General features: G+C 53.8%; 19 protein-coding genes. 1 reads left to right on the forward strand and 18 read right to left on the reverse strand.

The genetic code is table 11. From position 1 onward, the window contains the following. The first annotated feature begins 32 nt into the window (after positions 1-32). Complete coding sequence (locus GWL_RS22495) at positions 33-833, forward strand: 1-acyl-sn-glycerol-3-phosphate acyltransferase (RefSeq protein ID WP_008334864.1); 801 nt, start codon at positions 33-35, stop codon at positions 831-833. Here GWL_RS22495 and GWL_RS22500 read toward each other — a convergent pair. The 18 genes from GWL_RS22500 to GWL_RS22590 form a co-directional block, all read right to left on the reverse strand. Then, positions 763-1,602, reverse strand: a complete 840-nt coding sequence (locus tag GWL_RS22500) for a symmetrical bis(5'-nucleosyl)-tetraphosphatase (RefSeq protein WP_034351785.1) — start codon at positions 1,600-1,602, stop codon at positions 763-765. The two genes, GWL_RS22495 and GWL_RS22500, sit on opposite strands and share 71 nt — an antisense overlap. A gap of 4 nt (positions 1,603-1,606) precedes the next feature. Next, positions 1,607-2,482 (reverse strand): glucose-1-phosphate thymidylyltransferase RfbA, encoded by an 876-nt coding sequence (gene rfbA, locus GWL_RS22505; protein WP_008334867.1) that lies wholly within the window; start codon positions 2,480-2,482, stop codon positions 1,607-1,609. A 2-nt stretch (positions 2,483-2,484) separates the two neighbouring features. Then, positions 2,485-3,543 (reverse strand): dTDP-glucose 4,6-dehydratase, encoded by a 1,059-nt coding sequence (gene rfbB, locus GWL_RS22510; RefSeq protein WP_008334868.1) that lies wholly within the window; start codon positions 3,541-3,543, stop codon positions 2,485-2,487. Positions 3,544-3,597: 54 nt separating this feature from the next. Then, complete coding sequence (locus GWL_RS22515) at positions 3,598-4,365, reverse strand: glycosyltransferase family 2 protein (protein ID WP_034351628.1); 768 nt, start codon at positions 4,363-4,365, stop codon at positions 3,598-3,600. 19 nt (positions 4,366-4,384) lie between these two features. Beyond that, complete coding sequence (locus GWL_RS22520) at positions 4,385-5,368, reverse strand: glycosyltransferase (protein ID WP_034351629.1); 984 nt, start codon at positions 5,366-5,368, stop codon at positions 4,385-4,387. Continuing rightward, positions 5,355-6,176, reverse strand: coding sequence for a class I SAM-dependent methyltransferase (locus GWL_RS22525; protein WP_034351630.1), 822 nt, complete (start codon positions 6,174-6,176; stop codon positions 5,355-5,357). The genes GWL_RS22520 and GWL_RS22525 overlap by 14 nt, the downstream gene beginning before the upstream one ends. After that, a complete protein-coding gene (locus tag GWL_RS22530) occupies positions 6,173-7,306 on the reverse strand; it encodes a glycosyltransferase (protein WP_034351632.1) in 1,134 nt (377 codons plus the stop codon). The genes GWL_RS22525 and GWL_RS22530 overlap by 4 nt, the downstream gene beginning before the upstream one ends. Before the next feature lies 1 nt (position 7,307). Beyond that, positions 7,308-8,147: a glycosyltransferase family 2 protein gene (locus tag GWL_RS22535; RefSeq protein WP_034351633.1), complete on the reverse strand. Its 840-nt coding sequence runs from the start codon at positions 8,145-8,147 to the stop codon at positions 7,308-7,310. Continuing rightward, complete coding sequence (locus GWL_RS23180) at positions 8,144-8,728, reverse strand: DapH/DapD/GlmU-related protein (protein WP_081486115.1); 585 nt, start codon at positions 8,726-8,728, stop codon at positions 8,144-8,146. Before GWL_RS23180 ends, GWL_RS22535 begins: the two co-directional genes overlap by 4 nt. Before the next feature lie 14 nt (positions 8,729-8,742). Continuing rightward, a complete protein-coding gene (locus GWL_RS22545) occupies positions 8,743-10,320 on the reverse strand; it encodes a hypothetical protein (RefSeq protein WP_157174310.1) in 1,578 nt (525 codons plus the stop codon). After that, positions 10,247-12,130: an N-acetylneuraminate synthase family protein gene (locus GWL_RS22550; RefSeq protein ID WP_008334876.1), complete on the reverse strand. Its 1,884-nt coding sequence runs from the start codon at positions 12,128-12,130 to the stop codon at positions 10,247-10,249. Before GWL_RS22550 ends, GWL_RS22545 begins: the two co-directional genes overlap by 74 nt. Before the next feature lie 34 nt (positions 12,131-12,164). After that, on the reverse strand, positions 12,165-13,151 hold the full coding sequence (locus GWL_RS22555) for an NAD(P)-dependent oxidoreductase (RefSeq protein ID WP_034351638.1): 987 nt from the start codon (positions 13,149-13,151) through the stop codon (positions 12,165-12,167). Next, a complete protein-coding gene (locus GWL_RS22560; RefSeq protein ID WP_034351640.1) occupies positions 13,148-13,852 on the reverse strand; it encodes a cytidylyltransferase domain-containing protein in 705 nt (234 codons plus the stop codon). Before GWL_RS22560 ends, GWL_RS22555 begins: the two co-directional genes overlap by 4 nt. Before the next feature lie 7 nt (positions 13,853-13,859). Continuing rightward, positions 13,860-15,374 (reverse strand): putative sugar O-methyltransferase, encoded by a 1,515-nt coding sequence (locus tag GWL_RS22565; RefSeq protein ID WP_008334879.1) that lies wholly within the window; start codon positions 15,372-15,374, stop codon positions 13,860-13,862. Further along, positions 15,371-16,216 carry a phytanoyl-CoA dioxygenase family protein gene (locus GWL_RS22570; RefSeq protein WP_034351641.1) on the reverse strand — a complete coding sequence of 282 codons (846 nt, stop codon included), beginning with the start codon at positions 16,214-16,216 and terminating at the stop codon, positions 15,371-15,373. Before GWL_RS22570 ends, GWL_RS22565 begins: the two co-directional genes overlap by 4 nt. 55 nt (positions 16,217-16,271) lie before the next feature. Continuing rightward, complete coding sequence (locus GWL_RS23185; protein WP_081486116.1) at positions 16,272-17,204, reverse strand: FkbM family methyltransferase; 933 nt, start codon at positions 17,202-17,204, stop codon at positions 16,272-16,274. 44 nt (positions 17,205-17,248) lie between these two features. Beyond that, positions 17,249-18,286, reverse strand: a complete 1,038-nt coding sequence (locus GWL_RS22585; RefSeq protein WP_157174311.1) for a hypothetical protein — start codon at positions 18,284-18,286, stop codon at positions 17,249-17,251. Between the two features lie 159 nt (positions 18,287-18,445). Then, on the reverse strand, positions 18,446-19,069 hold the full coding sequence (locus GWL_RS22590) for a bifunctional 2-polyprenyl-6-hydroxyphenol methylase/3-demethylubiquinol 3-O-methyltransferase UbiG (protein WP_157174312.1): 624 nt from the start codon (positions 19,067-19,069) through the stop codon (positions 18,446-18,448). Between the last annotated feature and the right edge of the window lie 102 nt (positions 19,070-19,171).

Consider the following 19,171-nt stretch of genomic DNA (forward strand, 5'->3'; position numbering starts at 1 on the left):
CGACCTCGACCTGATCACGATCCGACTACGCCATGTTCGTTTTTCGTCTGCTGCGCCTGATCGCACATCTCTTCAAGGGCATGGCGGTGTGCGCCTTCCTGTTCCCGTTCACTTCCGAGAAGGGCCGGGAGGCGCATATCCGGCGCTGGTCACGCAAGCTGTTGCGCATCTGCGGTATCGAGGTGCGTATCGACAGCCCGTTGCCTATCCCGCGTTCGCTGCTGGTATCCAATCACGTGAGCTGGCTCGATATCTTCGTGGTCAATTCGCTGCAGCCTTGTCGCTTCGTGGCCAAGTCGGAAATTCGCGGCTGGCCGCTCATCGGCTGGCTGTGCGCCAAGACCGGGACCATCTTCATCTCGCGCGGCAAGGCCAGCGATGTGCGGCGCATTTTCAAAGGTCTGGTCGAGAGTATCGAAAAGGATGAACACGTGGCCTTCTTTCCTGAAGGCACGACGGCGGCACAAGGGACGCTCTTGCCCTTCCACGCGAACCTGTTCGAGGCTGCCATCGATGCGAGAGCACCGGTGCAGCCGTACGCGCTGCGGTATGTGGATGCCGGGGGCAAGCTGCATGGTGCGGCTGACTTCATCGGCGAGATGTCCATTGCCGAGAGCATCGTCACCATCCTCAAGGCGCGCGGCATGAGGGCCGAACTGAAGCAATTGCCGCTCATCAGCACCGAGGGTGCGCATCGGCGCGACCTTGCGCGCACGGCACGTGAAGTCATTGCCACGGGTTTGGGCTATTCTCTGGAGTCGCTCAGCCCGGCCGGCGTGCCTGCGGGCACGGCACCTGGAACAGCGCCCGATCCTCAAGTCGCACCGCACTGAGTTGTCCGCCCCAGACGCAGCCTGTATCGAGAGCGATCAGGTTGGGGCGCATCAGTAGTCCCAACGTGGACCAGTGCCCGAAGACCACGGTCACGTCCTCGGTACGTCGTCCCGGCACCTCGAACCAGGGCATCAAGCCGTCCGGCGCTGCTGCCGCACCTTCCTTCACCGAAAAATCCATGGTCCCGTCCGCCTGGCAGAAGCGCAGGCGGGTGAAGGCATTGATGATGCAGCGCAGGCGGTCGTGGCCGACGAGCTCATCGGACCAGCGTTCGGGCTGGTTGCCGTACATGTGACGCAGGAAGACCATCCACTGGTCGCTGCGCAGCATGGTTTCCACTTCGTTGGCCAGGGCCAGGGCCTGGTGCAGATCCCATTGCGGCAGCACGCCGGCGTGGACGATCAGGTGGCCCTGTTGGTGGATGGCCAGGGGCCGGTGGCGCAGCCAGTCGATGAGCTCTTGGCGGTCGGGGGCATTGAGGATGTCATCCAGGGTATCGTCGCGATGCGCGGGTCGGATACCGCAGGCCACGGCCAGCAGGTGCAGGTCGTGATTGCCCAGAACAGCCCGGGCGCGCTCGCCCATCTGCATCACGGTGCGCAGGGTTTGCAGGGATTGGGGGCCGCGGTTGATGAGGTCGCCGGCGAAGATGAGCTGCTGCTGGTTTTCTTCCGGAATATTGGCCAGCAAGCGCTGCAGCGGCGTATTGCATCCCTGCAGGTCACCGATGACGTAGACACGCGAATCCGAACGAGCGTGGCTGTTCATCATTTTATTGAACGAGGCGCATCAGGTATCGACCGTAATCAGTCTTGACCAGAGGGGCCGCCAGTTTCAGGATATGTTCGCGATCAATCCAGCGATTGAGGAAGGCAATTTCCTCCGGGCAGCACACCATCAGTCCCTGGCGTTGCTGTACCGAGGCCACGAAATTAGCGGCATCAAGCATGCTGCTGTGGGTGCCGGTATCCAGCCAGGCATAACCGCGTCCCAGTATCTCGACGTCGAGCAGTTGATGTTCGAGGTAGAACTTGTTGATATCAGTGATTTCGAGTTCACCACGAGCAGAGGGACGTATGGAGGCTGCCACATCGCACACCTGCTTGTCATAGAAGTAAAGCCCCGTGACGGCATAGTTGCTCTTGGGGACCGTCGGCTTCTCCTCAATGCTGAGGGCGCGCTGCTGTTTATCGAATTCGACGACGCCGTAACGTTGAGGATCCTGAACGTGGTAGGCGAACACACTGGCGCGATCGACGCTATCGCGGGCACGCTTGAGCATCTGAGTAAGTTCGTTTCCGAAGAAGATGTTGTCACCCAGGATCAGAGTACTAGGATCCCCGTCGATGAAGTCCTTGCCAATCAGGAAGGCTTGCGCCAGTCCATCCGGCGAATCTTGCACAGCGTAACGCAGATTCAGGCCCCATTGACTACCATCACCCAGCAGATCCTCGAAACGCGGTGTGTCCTGAGGTGTGGAGATGATGAGCACATCCCGGATACCGCCCAGCATGAGGGTGCTCAGCGGATAGTAGATCATCGGCTTGTCGTAGACCGGCATGAGCTGCTTAGAGACCGATTTGGTCATCGGGTACAGGCGTGTGCCACTACCACCTGCGAGGATGATGCCTTTGCGTACTTGGGTCATGGTTATTTTCCGTATTGCTGATCAATCCACGTGCGGTAGGTGCCACTGGTTACATTTTCTACCCAGTCCGCATGGTCAAGATACCAGCGTACCGTTTTTCTGATTCCGGTTTCGAAGGTCTCTGCCGGTCGCCATCCGAGTTCGCGCTCAAGTTTGCCGGCGTCGATGGCGTAGCGACGATCATGCCCAGGGCGGTCGCTCACAAAGGTAATCTGTCTCGAATAGGCTTGCCCATCGGCACGTGGTTGCAGTTCATCTAGCGTCGCACACAGCGTCCGTACCACATCCAGGTTCGCCTTCTCATTCCAGCCGCCTACGTTGTAGGTTTGCCCGGTGGTGCCGGCTTCCAGTACCCGGCGAATCGCACTGCAATGGTCGCTCACGTAGAGCCAATCGCGGATCTGCTGGCCGTCACCGTAGATGGGAAGGGGCTTCCCTTTGAGTGCATTGTGTATGCACAGCGGGATCAGTTTCTCCGGGAAGTGGTAGGGACCGTAGTTGTTGGAGCAATTGGTGGTCAGTGTAGGCAGACCGTAGGTATGGTGGTAAGCGCGGACCAGGTGGTCGCTCGCGGCTTTGCTTGCTGAATACGGACTATTGGGCTCGTACGGATGGGTTTCAGTAAAGGCTGGAGCACTCTTCTCCAGCGATCCGTAGACTTCGTCGGTGGAAACGTGCAGGAATCGGAACGCTGAGGCCGCCACCCCGTCCAGTGCCTGCCAGTATTGCTTCACGGCCTCCAGAAGGCGCTGGGTGCCGACCACGTTTGTCTGCACGAAGGCTTCGGGACCATGAATGCTACGGTCCACATGCGATTCGGCTGCAAAGTGGACCACTGCGCGGGGCCGGTGCTGCTCCAGCAGGCGCTTCAACAACTTTGCATCGGCGATATCGCCATGCACGAATAGATGTCGTGCATCCCCCTTGAGCGAGGCCAGGTTGGCGAGATTGCCTGCATAGGTAAGCAGGTCGAGATTGACGACCGGTTCATCGCAAGTAGCGAGCCAGTCGAGTACGAAGTTGCTACCGATGAAGCCGGCGCCGCCAGTGACTAGGATCATGAAGTTCTTATGTCGAGAAGAGGTGAAGGATTCGGGCCAATGTCCGCTGCCTTGTCAACGGATGACAAGTTCGAGCAGCTTGAGAGGATATTTGGAAAGGATCTTGAGCATGTTGGTGCGCAGCCCGTTTTCGCGGCAAGCTCGTAGCACTTCCCGGTTGAGGCGGATCTTCGACTTAATACCGCCGGTGCTGGCGCCTCCAGTCTGCATGCGCACGAATATTGTGGAAAAGTGGCGATAGCGCAGGTCTGTGTCATGAAAGGCGCGCAAGATGAATTCGAAATCCCCTGCGATCCGATAGCTGGTCTTGAACCGTCCAACGCGCTCTATGACGGAGCGGCGCAAGAATAGAGCGGGATGCGCGGGCTGCCAGCCCCAGGCCAGGCGTGCTGGATGAAAACGGTCCGAGCGATAGCGACGCACGATGCGTTCCGGATTGTCAGCATGAAAGAATGCCACATCGCCGAGCAGGGCTTCTAGGTGGTGCTCCTGCATCTGTTGCGCGACCTCTGCAAGTGCGCCTGGCCATGCGTAATGATCATCGGCATTCAGGAAACAGATGATATCGCCGCTCGCATGTGCCAGCCCTTTGTTCATCGCGTCATAGATACCCTGGTCTGGCTCGCTGATGATCTTGGCCAGATGCGGGCCGAATTTCTCGATGATTTGCAGGGTGCCATCAGTGGATCCTCCATCAATGACGATGTGTTCGATCAATGGCCAGCTTTGATCTGCCACCGATCGCAAGGCCTTTTCGAGGGTGGATGCGCTGTTGTAGCAAACGGTGATGACCGAAATCCTGAGTGACTTAGGGGTGTTCATGTGCTGGGACTTGAGGGCATCAATAACGGATGACTTTGCGCGCAAGATCCTTGAGCCAGCGCGGTGCGAAACGTTGCACCCAACGGCGTCCCCGTACTTTGCCGATTCTTTTGAATCCGCCTCTGAATCCGGGCGCCACTGCACGAACCTCGGCAATCCGCAGTTTCAGATCGGCCTCATATCTCTCGTAGACTTGACCTGGTTCAGGACGCTCTGCAGTGTAGAACGTCGAGAGACGATCAAAACTCCCGTCGTCAAGCAGCTGGAACTGATGGAAGTGATAAAACAGCAGAGGCGTGCCGTCCACCATGATGTTACCTTCGCTATCGCATGCGAATTGATATTGCGAATAATTCCAGGGAGCGATGCCAGCCCCCGGGTGCATGATGATGTGGCAGCCGCTGTAGAGTTCAGGCCAAGGGTCCAGATACTTTTGGTCACCCATGCGACCTTCTTCAAGGCGGTAGTAACACCATTCTATGCACTGTTCTCGCCATCGTGACAGGCAGGACATACCCTGGTCGTCTCGCCGGAAACTGACCCATTCGACGCAGAATCGTCCGTTAACGATGCGGTCCTGAAGGCGTGGGCTGAATCGATGCTCTATGATGGCGATAGAGGCGTCGGCTATTTCTTCGAATAGCGGTTGTAGCGAAGAATAAAACAACAGGTCAGCATCGAGATAAGTAATGAAGTCGATCTGTGGATAGGTTTGCAGCAAATACCAAGGCAGACATGGGGATAGAGTCCAGCAATACTCAGCCACTCCGCGATCAGGCTTGACCTTCAGCAACTCATCCGTCTCGACGTCCGCTAGCGGTATGCAGGTGACATAAGGGAGCTGCAGCTTTTCCAGGATACGTTGCGCCTCGCCATCCATGCAGAGTACGAAGATCCTGACATTGTCACAATGCCTGTGCACACTGCGCAGCATGGACAGTCCCTTGATCAAGTAGCCGCTGTCGAAGAGGGTGCAGAAGTAGCGGGTATTAGATGATGGCATGGGCGATTTTACGGCAGACATAGGTACGGGTGTAATGAATCACCGAGGGGTCATCGGGGTCGGACTCCTGCGACAATGTATAGGTGTGGAGACATTCCAGTCCATACTGCAGGAATAGATGCAGCAGATCTTCTTCGTTGAAATGGATTTCTACGGTCTCGACTCCATAAGCCTGTTTCTGAAAATACCGATGTGGGCGGTTTGTGTGGACAGGGGTGCGATGGAATATGGCGTATTCCCGGCAAGTTCGCGCTGTTTCCGCGACGGCCTGTTCAAATCCCGGAATATGCAGCAAGCAGCAGCCGGAGACGACAACATCAAAACTCGCATCCTTGAAACTCATCTGCGTGGCGTCCTCAACATAGAGAGGCATCTCAGGATAATAACGCTTGCCGAGCTCGATGAAGGCAGGTGAATAGTCGCAGCCGCTGTAAATCACCGGCATCTGCTTGATCTTCAATACCTCGCCGTAAAAACCGCTGGCGCAGCCGACTTCCAGCAGAGTCATAGGACGGCCTGCAGGATTGATGGTACGCAAGGCGCCAACAAGAACATCGAAGACATCGATTGCAACCCCCCGTGTATAGTCAGCTAGTTGCTGGTTGACCAGCTTTCGCTGGCGGGCGGGCAGATCTTGTGATTGCCACGAAGAACGCAGGCGGGCGCTTTCCTGGTGAATATTCGATTTGGGGATGGGTCGATACCCATGCGACACAGATCCGCTATTTGCGTAACGGCTGCGTAGCCGACTCAGCGCACGCTTCAGCTTGGGAAAGCGTGACAACAGCGCTAGTAAGGCCTGCTTCATCTCTTTCTCCTGTAATGGCGCTGTAGGATGGGAGCGAGTTCCTTCATGCGCTGTTCATAGGTGTGCTCCGAGAGGGTCCGTCGTTGCCCTGCGGCAGCAATGGCAGCGGCTTCCTCCGGATGCGCGAGGAAGTAAGTGATCAGTTCCGCCGCTTCCTCCTGAGTAGAGTAGGCGACCACTTCACGGCCGACATCGAACAACTCGCCCAGATTGTCTTTGCGATCCGTCAAGAGGAGCGCGCCGACACCTGTCGCCTCATATAAACGCATGTTGTTCGCATTATTTTCCGCAACATTGATATGGCGATTGAGCGTAATTTTGCTGCGAGCAAGTGAACGATACATATCTAGACCCCAGACCTCACCATGGTGCTTGCGACGGATGGGCGAATTTGGAGGCAGGCTGTCGGAGCCATATCCAAAGAACTCGATAGGTGTCTTCTCTGCCAAGTACTCAAGTACCGGTACCGCTTTCCCGTGATGGCGGCTGATGCCACCTACGAAACTTGCATCCACGTTCTTGTCGACCTTGCCCAACTTTTCCAAGATGCGTGTATCGAATCCTATTCGGAAGTATTCCGATGCAATGCCCATGTCCCGCAGGCGGGGTACGAAGTGGGGGAAAGATGTCAGGATCAGGTCGTAACTCTGCAGAAACGCTGATGGAGGCAAGGGGCAGGCGATCTGTCCTACGATCATGCCGACATGCGGTCGCAGCTTCGCCATGGCGGACGGGGGCAAGAAGCTAAGATCTTGGCAATAGAGAACGTCCGGTTTGTTGCGTATGATCTGCGCGGTGGCTATTTCTACAAGACCAGGCAGGGAGGCTAGCCAGCGTCCCAGCAGGGGGAGACGGAAGAAACGCGGCCGGACACGCAGAGCCACCGAACTGAAGCGGATGCCATTTTCCCTGGCCCATGTTTCCTGAAGCGGCAGGCAATTGACAATGAGGTCTTGTGCTTCCCAGCCAAGTGCGTTGAGATGACGCGAATAAAAATCTGATGTGCCGAAGCATTGATCCAGCAATTGGATCATTTGCTGGGAATAGCTCTGCTTACCCGTCTCAGGAACGTTTAGGTAATGGTTTGTGAGGAATGCGGGGTAGTATGTGTCTAGAATCGTGATTTTCATTTTATTTCTTTATGGCCAGTCCCATAAAATAGGCCAGCACTCGCGCCGGCAGAGTCATTTTTTGAACAAGATTGCTAGCGCTCCACCAGAAACTTAGATTGGCCGGCACATAGCTTGGCGACCGTACCGAAAACAGTACTTCGCGAAGACTCTTGCCTTTGAAGCTATTTCCAAATTCGTTGGAGGAGTAAACCGGAGCCTGCATACTCACCAGCAGTTTCCATCCGGCTCTGTGAATACGCAGGGACAGCTCATAGTCAGCCAGATAGTGGGGTAGTCGTCGCGGACGCATTCCTCTGACCTCTGTAACGGCTCGCAAGGGGAACAATACGCCTCTGCCACTCAAGGCATCGACTTCCACGCTGTCACCTCGCTCCAGCTCCGCTATGGGCCGTATTGCCATGGCGTCCTGGACCTTGAAACGCCAGGGATTGATTACCGCGCCCACCGATAGCAGTTCGTGGGGACGTTCGACGTTACGCACCGTACTGCCCACTGCCGACTGAGGGTTGTTCCTTGCCGTATCAAGCAAGGTCTGGACAAAGTCTGGCTCGATATGCGTGTCGTTGTTGACGAATAATACCCAGTCCTCAGGCGCACTCCGATTCTGGATAGCCTTGATTCCAAGATCAATGGCCCCGCCCCACCAGAGGGAACCGTCGCCTTCCAGGCGTTCGACGTGAGGCTGGTTACGCAGAAATTCGGCGGTGCCGTCGGTGGAACCGTCGTCGATCACGACAATATGCAGGGGTTCATCTGTTCTCTGTGCCAGCAGACAACTCAACATGGCTTTCGTCATATCGAGGCGGTTGAATACTGGCATTAATACATGAATGGTCATACTTGATAGACACTTCCAATGATGCGCGCTGGATTTCCACCCAAAATTGCGCCATCGGGATAGGTCCCGGCGGTCACCACTGCACCAGCAGCTACCACGCTGTCCTTCCCAATGACAACTCCCTTGAGCACGATGGCTCGAGTACCGACAAAGACGTTATCACCGATGACTACTGGCGCTGTACCGATCTTATCGAGTTCATCACTATGACGCCGGTTCTCCGGAGCCAGAGGATGAAAATCGGTGTCGACAATGAGTACGTTTGCACCGAGTAGGACTTGATTTCCGATTTCAATGCGTTTCGCGCAGACGATACATGCCCCGCTCATACCACCATCTGCCCCAATACTAAGATGCGCATCGGCTCGCGTTGTAGAGAGTTTGACAGGGTGATCCAGCGCTAACGCGGTAAAGCGTGAGTCAGAACAGATGACGGCATCAGCCCCAATGCTGATGACGCTACCAGGATGCCGGATGATCTGGGCTGCACCATAAAACGTTACTCGTGGCTGCAGGGTGGCTCCATTTCTGTGTGCCAGCCAGCGCCTGAGGGAAAAATAAAACCGGTTAAGTATGTTCATTCGGGTGAATAAAGTCAGAATGATCCTGGTTGTCTATCTGCGGTGCCAGATATGGTCGATTCCAGGATGGAAGAAATGGTTTGCGCTGCCGTTCCCGGAGAAAAGAACTTGCCTTTCACTGCTGGGATACGCTGCTTCATTTCATCCAGCAGATTTGGTGTACTGATCAATTTCGACAGGGCCTCTCTGGCTTCATCAATGCTGGATACTTCGAGTGCGGCGCCCTCCGCCGCAATTTCGGGTTGATAGCGCTTCATTGCACCGATACTGCAAATCAGGGATGGCACATCGAGTGCAAGAGCTTCCAGCAACACGGTAGAAAATACGCTGATCACGAGGGCCGATCTACTGATCAGATCCGACAGCGATTCATGTGCCGGATCCGAGAAGCGCACATTGTTCAGTTGGTTGAAGGTGCGTTTTCGTTCTGCCTGCAAGGGATAACCTGGGTGTTCACGGACCACAAATTGTGCGCTGGGGAAAAGAGCCGCGATGTCTTCCGCGAGGGTCACAAATGCCTCAAATTCCGTATGCCCGAGTAAAGCACATGGCGCCTGCAGGAAGAAGCTGAAGAGATTTCCTGCATCCGAAGAGGCAGCGCTACGGGCCAGGATGTGGCTTCCGGTAATCCTGAATTGTTGACCCGGATTGAAGGGACGCAACATGTCCGCAAATAACGGCCCCCACACCAACATTTCGGTAAAACGCATATTCCGAAATCCCGTATGGATGTAGGGCGACCAGCCCTGCTGAATGCAGTAGCAAGGCACCCCAAGCTTTCTGCAAACCTCTGCCATCAGCGCGTCTGCGGGAGCATTTCCCTCTACAACGACAACACACGCGGGCTGGAGGCGGTGAATTGCCTCGATCAGTCGATCCGCTTCATGCACCAATGGCTCGAACGGAGCGAGTTTCCGAGCTGCTGTCACAGATTGAAAAGTCGCACCCCGGTCCGGCCAATGAATGCTAGGTCTGCCCTGCTGCTGCAGTTGTTCTGCCAGGCATGCGTTACCGGTGGTCAAGAACGCATAGGAATGGTCAGTCAGTTCATTCGTTATGGCGCTCAGATACCGTACAAATTTTTGATTGCCGATATGAAACAAGATTTGATTGCGAGTGACCTCCTTGGCGCGTTCAACACGTCTCTGCAGGCGCTCGCGCACGAGGCCGTAAATCCTGCGGGCCACCACATGAAACATATGGGAGGGGCGGGTGCCACGCGGAATGGCTGGCGCGTCGACTAAGAACGGTGCAACCAGGTCGTCCAGCGTGTTCAGTTGCAATTGCGACCGAGAGCTTGGCCGGTTACGATAGCGCTCAAACAGGGCTACGGAGTTGATGCAGTGAATATAGAGAAGACGCTGTATGGCCGGTAAAAGGTCCAGTCCCCGATAATGAAATCCTTTCGGTGACTGGCTGAGAGCGGCGTTCGTATAGCGTTCAATGGCATCACACAGATCGCGCGTATAGTCAAATCCGTCATGCCCGAAGTCGATACTCATCTTGGCTGCCTGGGAGTCACAGCCCGTGAGAGTGACCGTATTTCTCAAGGCAACAGAGCGCATGGTGAGTTCCGGCACCGTGGTTGACATGACCACTCCAGATCTCGGGTACCCAGCTGAATTGTAATTTTTCAAGATGCCGGAAGAGTGCGTCGAAGTCCAATTCTCCTTCGCCGATCTGTACACCTTCCCCATCAATGCCGTGTGCATCCGATATGTGGACATGACGAATATAGGGCATCACGATCTTGGCATAGTCCACCAGGCTGATACCCGCGTACTTGCAGTAAAGCTGTGCATGGCAAATGTCAAAGGTCATGCCTAGCGATAGCGATTTGCAGTACGCAGCCATATCCTCGGGGCGCATGTAGCCGTATTGATGCCATTGGCCGCCAAGATACCAGGGACGAGGCGGGAGATTTTCCGGGAGCAATTCGACTCCGGAAAGATCGAGATCGCGCAGGATCTTTTCCGACTTGGCTGTGAGCGCACCGCAATCGTAATTGCCGTCCAGCAGGCTCATACCACCCACATGCAAGACCACCTTAGGTTTGGCTGTCTGGCGGAAACCGGGGGCGAGTTCTCGTGTACGGACAAGCGTTCGCTCCAGAATATCGACGGATTTGCGAATGACGTCAGGGTTGTCCGAGCACAAGTCGAAGAGGTCCCGGCCGATAATTTCGGGGGCGTGAATGATAAGTTCGGAATGCTCACTATGGGCTTTTACTTCGTCGATGACATCACGATCGGAGCAGTGGAACTCAATGACCGGTGTCTTGAGCTGCTTATAAATTTCAAAGTCATGGAAGCGACACTTGACACCCCAGTCTTTGGAGAAGGTGAAGCTCGGCCAGTCACTCACCATTATTGATTCACGAAAATCGTGTTCGGTAATATAGTCGCTGGCTTTCTTCTCCCTCGTCAGAGTCTTGCCCAGATATTCAGAAAGCCGATCAGGTGTGATGCCTTTGCCCGGGCTCATGAATTTGAGATCTTCAAGCTTGAGGGTTTCGCCAACGGCAAGGTCTCGTTTGGCAACCAGCGACTTGGCGAATACTTCGCGATTCAGGTGTTCCGCTTGCGTGATGACCTTTTGGTTATTTCCCAGCATTGTGCGGGTCAGATGCAGCTGTCGCACGAGTTCTGAGAACTGAGCTGGCGTCAACGAGGCCTTATGGTCCGGTCCCAGCTGATGGATGTCGCGGGTGATGTGCTTCTCAATGATGGTGGCGCCCAGCGCGTGGGCTAGCAGAGATGCCTGTACGCCAAGCTCGTGACCGGAATATCCGACCATTGGCGCCATCTTTGAGAGCGAATTGATATAGCGAAGATTGAGGGACTCTGGCGGTGCAGGATAAGTGGACTGACACAGCAACATCGCATATCGATTGTTGAAATTCTCCCTGATGAAGTCGGCAGATTTGCGAATCGTCGCATCGTCCCACATCCCTGTGCTGAATATGGCGGGGCAATGCAGCTTGCCAAGCGTGTGGGAAATTAGTGGCCAGTTCGTCAAATCGGCGGATGCGAATTTGACTGCATCCAATTCAAGCGTCGCCACGAAGTCTGCGGACACCTGGTCAAAGGGGGTGACAATGAATTCGACGTCCAATCGTCTGGCTTCCTCTCTGAGCGCAGCGAAGTCCTCCTCGCTCAGTTCAAGTACTTGCAATTGTGGGATCAGATACTGGAACGACCACTCGGCACTGTTCGGATCATCCAGCAAGGATTGGACATAAATTTCGGATAGGGCGCGTTTCTGGAATTTGACGGCATCGGCGCCTGCTTCGGCTGCCTGTCGCATTAGATAGATTGCTTCATCCAATGAACCATTGTGATTAATACCTATTTCGGCAATAACGTACAGGCCGTCGCTACCAAGTGATGCGATGCGGGACATGAATAAACCTCGTTGATCTTTTAGAAGGCCAGGCTCAAGCCTGGGAATTGTAGTGTGCGATCATGCTTGCAAGCAGATCTCGCATGCTGGTCTTGGGTGACCAGCCCAACGCCTGAAGGCGTGCCGGGTTGCCGCAAATGATGGATTGTACTTTGTCGTTTTCGCGCAGCAAGTGCTCACTGACCTTTACCTCTACACGTGCGCCTACCAGCTTGCCGCCTAGGTCGATAAGTTCACTGATGCGATGGGCCTGGCCCGAGCATACGTTATAGACTTGGCCAGCTTGTCCATGCAGTAGCAATGTCTGGTAGGCTCTACAGAGATCATCTATGGCCAAGAAGTCGCGACTGACAGTGGTATTGCCTGCCACGATTGAGAATTCTTTGCGTCCTTGTCGAGCTCCTTCGACGATCTGCCTGCAGATGGAAGGCAGCACGAATCTGCTATCTTGCCGTGTACCGGTTACGTTGAACTGACGAACGTGTACAACGGGAACGCCATGGTGGCGATGATAGTACAGACCTAGCTCATGCAAGGTCAATTTCAGGTGTCCGTAATGATCCTGAGGATTGGTTGGGAACGACTCATCTACCGGATGTTCAGGGAACTGACCGTATTCTGAGGCCGAACCGATTATCAGGACATGACCAGCTAACCTTACTGGCAAGCGTGAAATCGCATCCATGACCATCAGTGGACCATCCAGATGCTGTCGCATTGCTTCGCCGAGATCGCGATTGATTTCGGGAACAAATGAAGACCCGAGGGCAATGATGATGTCAGTCGGCGCAACCGCGGTGACCAGACTGGAGAGGGTGGTAACGTCCGAGGGCAGCTGATGTAGCCTAATTCCTTCTGGAACTGCTGGACGGTGGTTTCGGTAAATCATTTGCACCTGCCAGCCCCACTTCGCATGGGCGGCATTTGCAAGGTGTGTGGCAATGAAGCCGCTGCCGACGATTAACAGTCTGCGCTCCTTGAGACTGCACAGGCTCTCCGGTGATCTGGTCTCAACAGTCATTTCAAGCCTCGGCGCCCCGCCAAAAGTGCCTCGGCGATCTGCATGTCAACGAGTGAATCGATGTCCAGGGCAGCATCCTCGTCCATCTTGTACAGTGCAATTTTGCCGGACAAACGATTGCCGCTCGCGAGCAACTGCTCAGGACGAAATACGTAGATCGATCCGTTTTCGGCAAACTGTGGCGCCATATCCTGGCGACGCGGTCGTTGGCGGTAGTCGTAGTTCAACGAACGCGCCTCGCCATTGTGTTCCTCCCACAGAAAGCGATGGCTCGGTGAGACCGACAGTAACGAATCTGCCCCCTTCTCTCGCAATGTCCGGATCGCACGATCTATATCGTGGGGGTGCCGAAGTGGTGACGTGCACTGTAGAAAAACCACAAGTTCCGGCGAAATATCGTGATCATTAGCCAATTGCTTGATAGCGTGCACCAGCGCAGACTCAGAGGAAGCCGTGTCGTTGCTCAGATCGACCGGTCGATGGATTACCTGTGCACCAGCCATGCGGCTGATTTCTGCAATACGTTCGTCATCCGTTGATACCACCACTAAAGACACCAGCTCAGAATGTAATGCCTGCTCAATCGTATGGGTGATCAATGGCTTGCCGGCAAGCATATGAATATTCTTTTTGGGGATGCCCTTTGATCCGCCACGCGCAGGAATGATGGCAACGATTCGATGATCCTGGATATCAGTCATGAGAAGTTCAGTTATTTAACAATGATCCACGCAGGCGGGCGAATACACTACCTACCAGCCCTGCCGATCGGACGGGTGTGGTGACCGGGCAGTCGTATATACGGGCAATATGATTCTGAAGTGCCGAGATATCTCTTGCAGAGACGATCCGAGAAATGTCTTCGTCCAAGCCTCCGGCTCGGCCCGCCAGGGTCTCCACAAACTTTGCGTCCGACATTTTGTTTTGCTGACAAGCCAGCATGACACGTGCGCGTGTCGCGGCAAAATCTTGCAGGCCTTGCTCCAGACTGCCTTCGAGGAGTTTACAGGCCAGTTCGAAGCAACCTTGCGCGAACCAGTAGTTGCCGCCCAGGAAGAGTGTCAGTGCGCATGGGCTTTCTTGCAGTAGCCTCGCCAGGGCGGTCTGTCTCACTTTTTCATCCGGAGCGTAGAAAAAATCACGGATCCTGGTCAATAGAATCAACGCGGCTTGCTCGCGTTCGACCAATGCCCTTCTGGACAGCGGAGCAAGATCACCATCCAGACCAAGCTGCACCATCTCACCCAGAGCGTCAACTGCGCTAGAGATGAGCTGATGGGCGTCCGTGTCCGTATTGGTGCGGCGAAATACCGACTCATAAGGAATGGTGTTGAAATATCCGGCCGGTACCTTGCGGAAGGGCATGAGATGGCAGATTTCAAGGTCCTTCCTTAGGTAATCGGACGGACGCAGTATGCCTGCCTTGTCGTGTGCATTGAATGAGATGAGCAGTCCATCGGGTGCCAAGGTTCGTCCAGCCCAGGCAAAATAGGTGTCCACGGTTTCGCGGTCCATCTCCTGGAAGCTCATCGTGTTGATGATGACATCAAACGGGCCGTCCAGATAATCAATTGCAGGAGGAAGCGCGAAGTTCAGCTTTCCTTGTGCTCCAGATGCAGAGTCGCATTCTATGAAAGTCGACTGTCGCCCAGGCATCGTTGTAGTCAGATAAGTGCTGGAAAGACAGAGGTTTTCTGGCAGGTCGACTATGGTATAGCTGTCGACTTCGCATACCTGATGCAACTGACTTGCACAGGCGCCCCAGCCTGCGCCGATTTCACAGATGCGAAGAGGGCGGTCGCTTAAACCGTGCTGACGCAGCAGTTCGGTAACTCGCCATGAGGTACCTGCGTTGAGAAGGTAGCTGGTGCTAAGCTGATTTTCGCCAAGGGTATAGACAAGCGGTGACCCAACGATAGGTTCTCGCAGTGCTTGCAGGTGTGCAGCGGGCGTGAACAGGCCAATGCTGCGCAAGGTCATGGCGAACTCCTGTTGCTTGCGCTCTGGTGAGCCAGGCACGGTATCGCCGATGCCATAGACGTAATCGCCACGACGGAACACCAAGAAGTCACGCACATCCGGGAAATTTGTGCGGTCTGCAAAGTGTTCAGACCAGAAGGCAGATACCTTGGCAGCGGGGTGATCCTTGCAGGCAGCTATATTGCGGGCAATATAGCTGTGGAATTTGTCGAGTGCGTCGCTGATTTCGTTGCTGTAGATCATGCTTTGGGTAGTACGTCGAATTTTTCGTACATACTGTGATCGACCGCGTCGATCGGGAAGTAGTAGTTGGTTAAAGCATAGCGGGTGCCAGTTTGAATGGGCATGCCGCGGTGCAGAGTACTTGTGTCCACCAGGATCAATGTGCCAGCCTTTGCCGTGAAGGTGCGCAATCTTTGGGGATCCTGCCTTACCAGTCGGGCGATCTGCTGCTCTTCGACGCGGTATTGCATGTATGCAAGATTTGCGCGCTTCATGTCCTTGATAATCTGACCTGGCTGTTGAGAATGCTCTAGCAATTGGAACGGACCATTCTCAAGGCCTACGTCGGAGAGGTACATGATTGCCTTAAATTGCCGGAAGAACGCATCTCTATGCCATCCCTCCCCAGAACCGAGATTGCCTGACGATGCAGGCATGCGGGCCGCCAAAGTAAAGGCATTGATGGTGTCCGAGCGATTGAATTCTGTTGCGATGGATCCCAGTCGAGGATCGCTGCCAAAGCTGTCGATGAGCGCTGAGGCGTTATTGGCGCCATAAATACGCTGGTCGGCTTTAGCATTCTTGTTGACATACACCGGATACTCGACAATAAGACGATCTATTTCTAGCCGGGCTTGATCGCATTTTTCCGATGTCCAGAAGTCAGGGATTATTACAATTCCCACTTTCTCCAATTTTTCAACTATCGAGATATCGTCGTTTTTGATACTTCTCTCATGTAGCTTCTTGTTTAGCTCAGCCCTGTTGGCTCGATAGTCGAGACGAGTCGCGCAACGAGCGATAAGCCCGGTTTTTCTAACGTTTGCGAGTTTTCTGAAAGATGATGTCAGGCGGTCGAGCATGATCTATATTTGGTAAAAAAGTTTTAGAGGTCAGGCCGCCGCAATCAATAGGATATCAATGCAATTGCGGCCATAGCGCTGTGGGTGTCCGCAAGAGTCTTTTCAGCGTGACGGATACCTTCCGTCGCCACGACAGTTCCCATCGGGAATTGGAGGTAAGTATTTCAATCGCCTCGTGAATGTCCGGATGAGAGCTGAACGAACTGCGTTCCAAGGTAAGCAGAGCATAGTCGCGGAACCCGAATAGCTCGCAAAGGGCCACAAACTTAAGCAAGGTTAAATGGTCTTGGAATCGTAGTTGATCGGATCTCTTGATGAACAAGAGATCAAAACCCACCGTGCGCGACTTAGAGTTGATTTCACTCAAATAAGCCGAACGATGCGACCACGCTGCTGCTACATTCAGGTCAAAAACTTCATAGCCGTGCTCGTTGAGCAATCGCATGATTTCATGAGAGAGCGGGGCTCCCTTATATACTTCTGTGCACCATGTCTCTGCCAATATGAGCGGATGATGGTCTCGCAGAACATTTTGAGCTCCGCTGAGAATTGCAGCTTCCGAACCTTGCGTATCAAGTTTGATGAAGTCAGGTGTATCTTTGGACTCCAGAACATCGTCCAGCGCCACGCACTGAACATTAAATTCTTTTTTGGGTTTTCGTCCGGTCCAATGGCGCTCCGCATATTGCTCGTTGGCAGTGAGATTGGGCGGGTACATCGACGAAGTTGATTCCCAGTCGTAAAGGTAGAAAGTGCGTTCTTCTCTGCTTGCCCACAAGGCATGCGGATAGTAGGTCCTCGCCGGATAGATACGCTGCAGGCGTTGGCATTCAATTGGATCAGGCTCGAATCCAATCACATTCAAAGTGCCTTCTGCAAAGAGCGACCAGGGAGCAGCAACGTCTCCACGTGCTCCGACATCCAAGTAATTGATCTTGATGTTCAGTTTGTGGAAAAGGGGAGAAAAAGCAAGTTTATGTTCGCGCACTTATGCTCTCGTACAAGAATTGAGATGGGTTATATTGCACACTGTCAACGCTTAGCAAATATTCCGAAGACATTTTTCTTCGCCGTATTTTTTGCACGAGGGAGCGCTCGCTCCGGATCTGGGAGGTGGATGTATTGTTCGATTTCATCGACCGCTCTATCCGTGATGAATTGAATAAACTCCGTGAGTGTCGAGCCCAGACTGTTTGGGCCGTCTTCACCCAGATGATGTCTCCCCAATCGGATACTCAGATTCTTGCGCGAAATCCTGCTCATGTCATATGGCAGATTCTTCGACTCAGCGATGCGCGCAATCGACTTATGAAAAGTATCTACAGATTGTTCTTCGGCGAAGAGCTGATTCATCAGGGTCTGATCCCAATGCTTTTTAGCGGAGATGTCAGATATCGCGGTGATAATCCGCTCCGGAAACTCCTGATAACTTTTTACGGAGTAGAAATATGGGGCTGTTCTCGCTGCTTCCGGCAATAGCCCTGCTACGCAATCCATCCCGACCACGGGATTGCCGCTTGCCCACGCGTAAGCCGCTACACGACACCTACGTTCGTCGTCAGCGGTATGAACGAATAATCGGGAGGACCGGTAAAAATGGCTTAAGGTCGGCAAATCAAAGGGAAAGGGGTAGCGGTAGTCAATCGTGAGCAGAGTGAACAAGCTCTGCTCTGAGTCGGAAAACATGTTGTCGTAGACGTTTCTGATGTCGTAGAAAACGGTCTTTCTTTCTTTCCGTGCATAGGGTGGGATTGGGCAGATAAATAACACCCGGTATTTGTGGCCCTGATCATACAAGGCGCGAATGCACTGGAAAAATTCAGGAATACGTTTGAATTGAACTGCGCGGGCGACGTACAAAATATCCCAGAATTTTTCTGACTGGCCTGGTGCGAAGCAATTGGGCACAAAGTTGCATGCGTCCATCGCTACCAATGGAACGTGCTGGCCGTTGATTTCCCGCAGATCCTCCTCGCCAGCCATACTGAAATCAAACAATGGATCGTATTTGAATTGATAATCGTGCCAGTTGTGATGCAGACCAATGAGCCAGCGTCCCTTCAGCGACATGATGGAGTTGCGTAGCGCTTCATCAGCAAGGATAAGGCGATCCCGTTCTTGGGTAGTGAACGAGAGAACACCTACAGATTGCTCGGACGGGAGTTTAACAATGCACGCCATAGGGGCTTTAATAAGGTATTCTTAAACTGATAAAAATGAACTAAACCATCAAAACGTCAGGACGTGTACTTGATCCTTGGTAGTGTCCCGGTAGATATCAACATTCTTGCAGCCTATCCTGGCGAGAATGAGGCGATAGTAGTCACGCGACATCTTTCTTCGGATGAATGGTACTTGTTCCTTCTGTCCGACATCCATCCAGCGAAGCTCGACAGAGTCAATGTCAAACTCAGGAGGTTCATAGAACCTGATCACGATCTTATCGGCAAGCCGCTTCGCCGCAGCGAGGGATTCCTCTGGTGAGGTGAGTAGCTCCAGCACATGAGAGTAGAGAGCGATATCGTACCTGCCGGAAACCTTTGTCAAAGTGTTTACGTCGTCCTGAATAAATGTGCCGCCTGGCACTGCTTGCCTGGCGGCGCCGAGAAGGACTTCAGAGAAATCGATTCCGGTGTAAGAGCATTCGAACTCCCGCTCAACAAAATACTCGGCAATCTGAGCATTTCCACATCCCAATTCGATAAGCGAAGGTGGCCGGGTACCTCGTGTTAACTCTTCCAGTACGTCCACCAACAATTCCTTGGAGGAAGTTGAAGGATGTCCAAACGTTTTCAGATATTTCTTAGCGATCTCATCCGAGAACGAGTTCCACGACTTGGTCAGATCATTCACTTCAACTTTCTCCAGATATAGCGAAGGGGGGCCAATAAGCATCGTAATTTGGAAAGGATCTTTGCTCGCCGTTGACGTCGCGTAGTTCGCTCTTTAAACCCG

The organism is Herbaspirillum sp. GW103 (assembly GCF_000261365.1).
GTDB lineage: Bacteria > Pseudomonadota > Gammaproteobacteria > Burkholderiales > Burkholderiaceae_D > Herbaspirillum.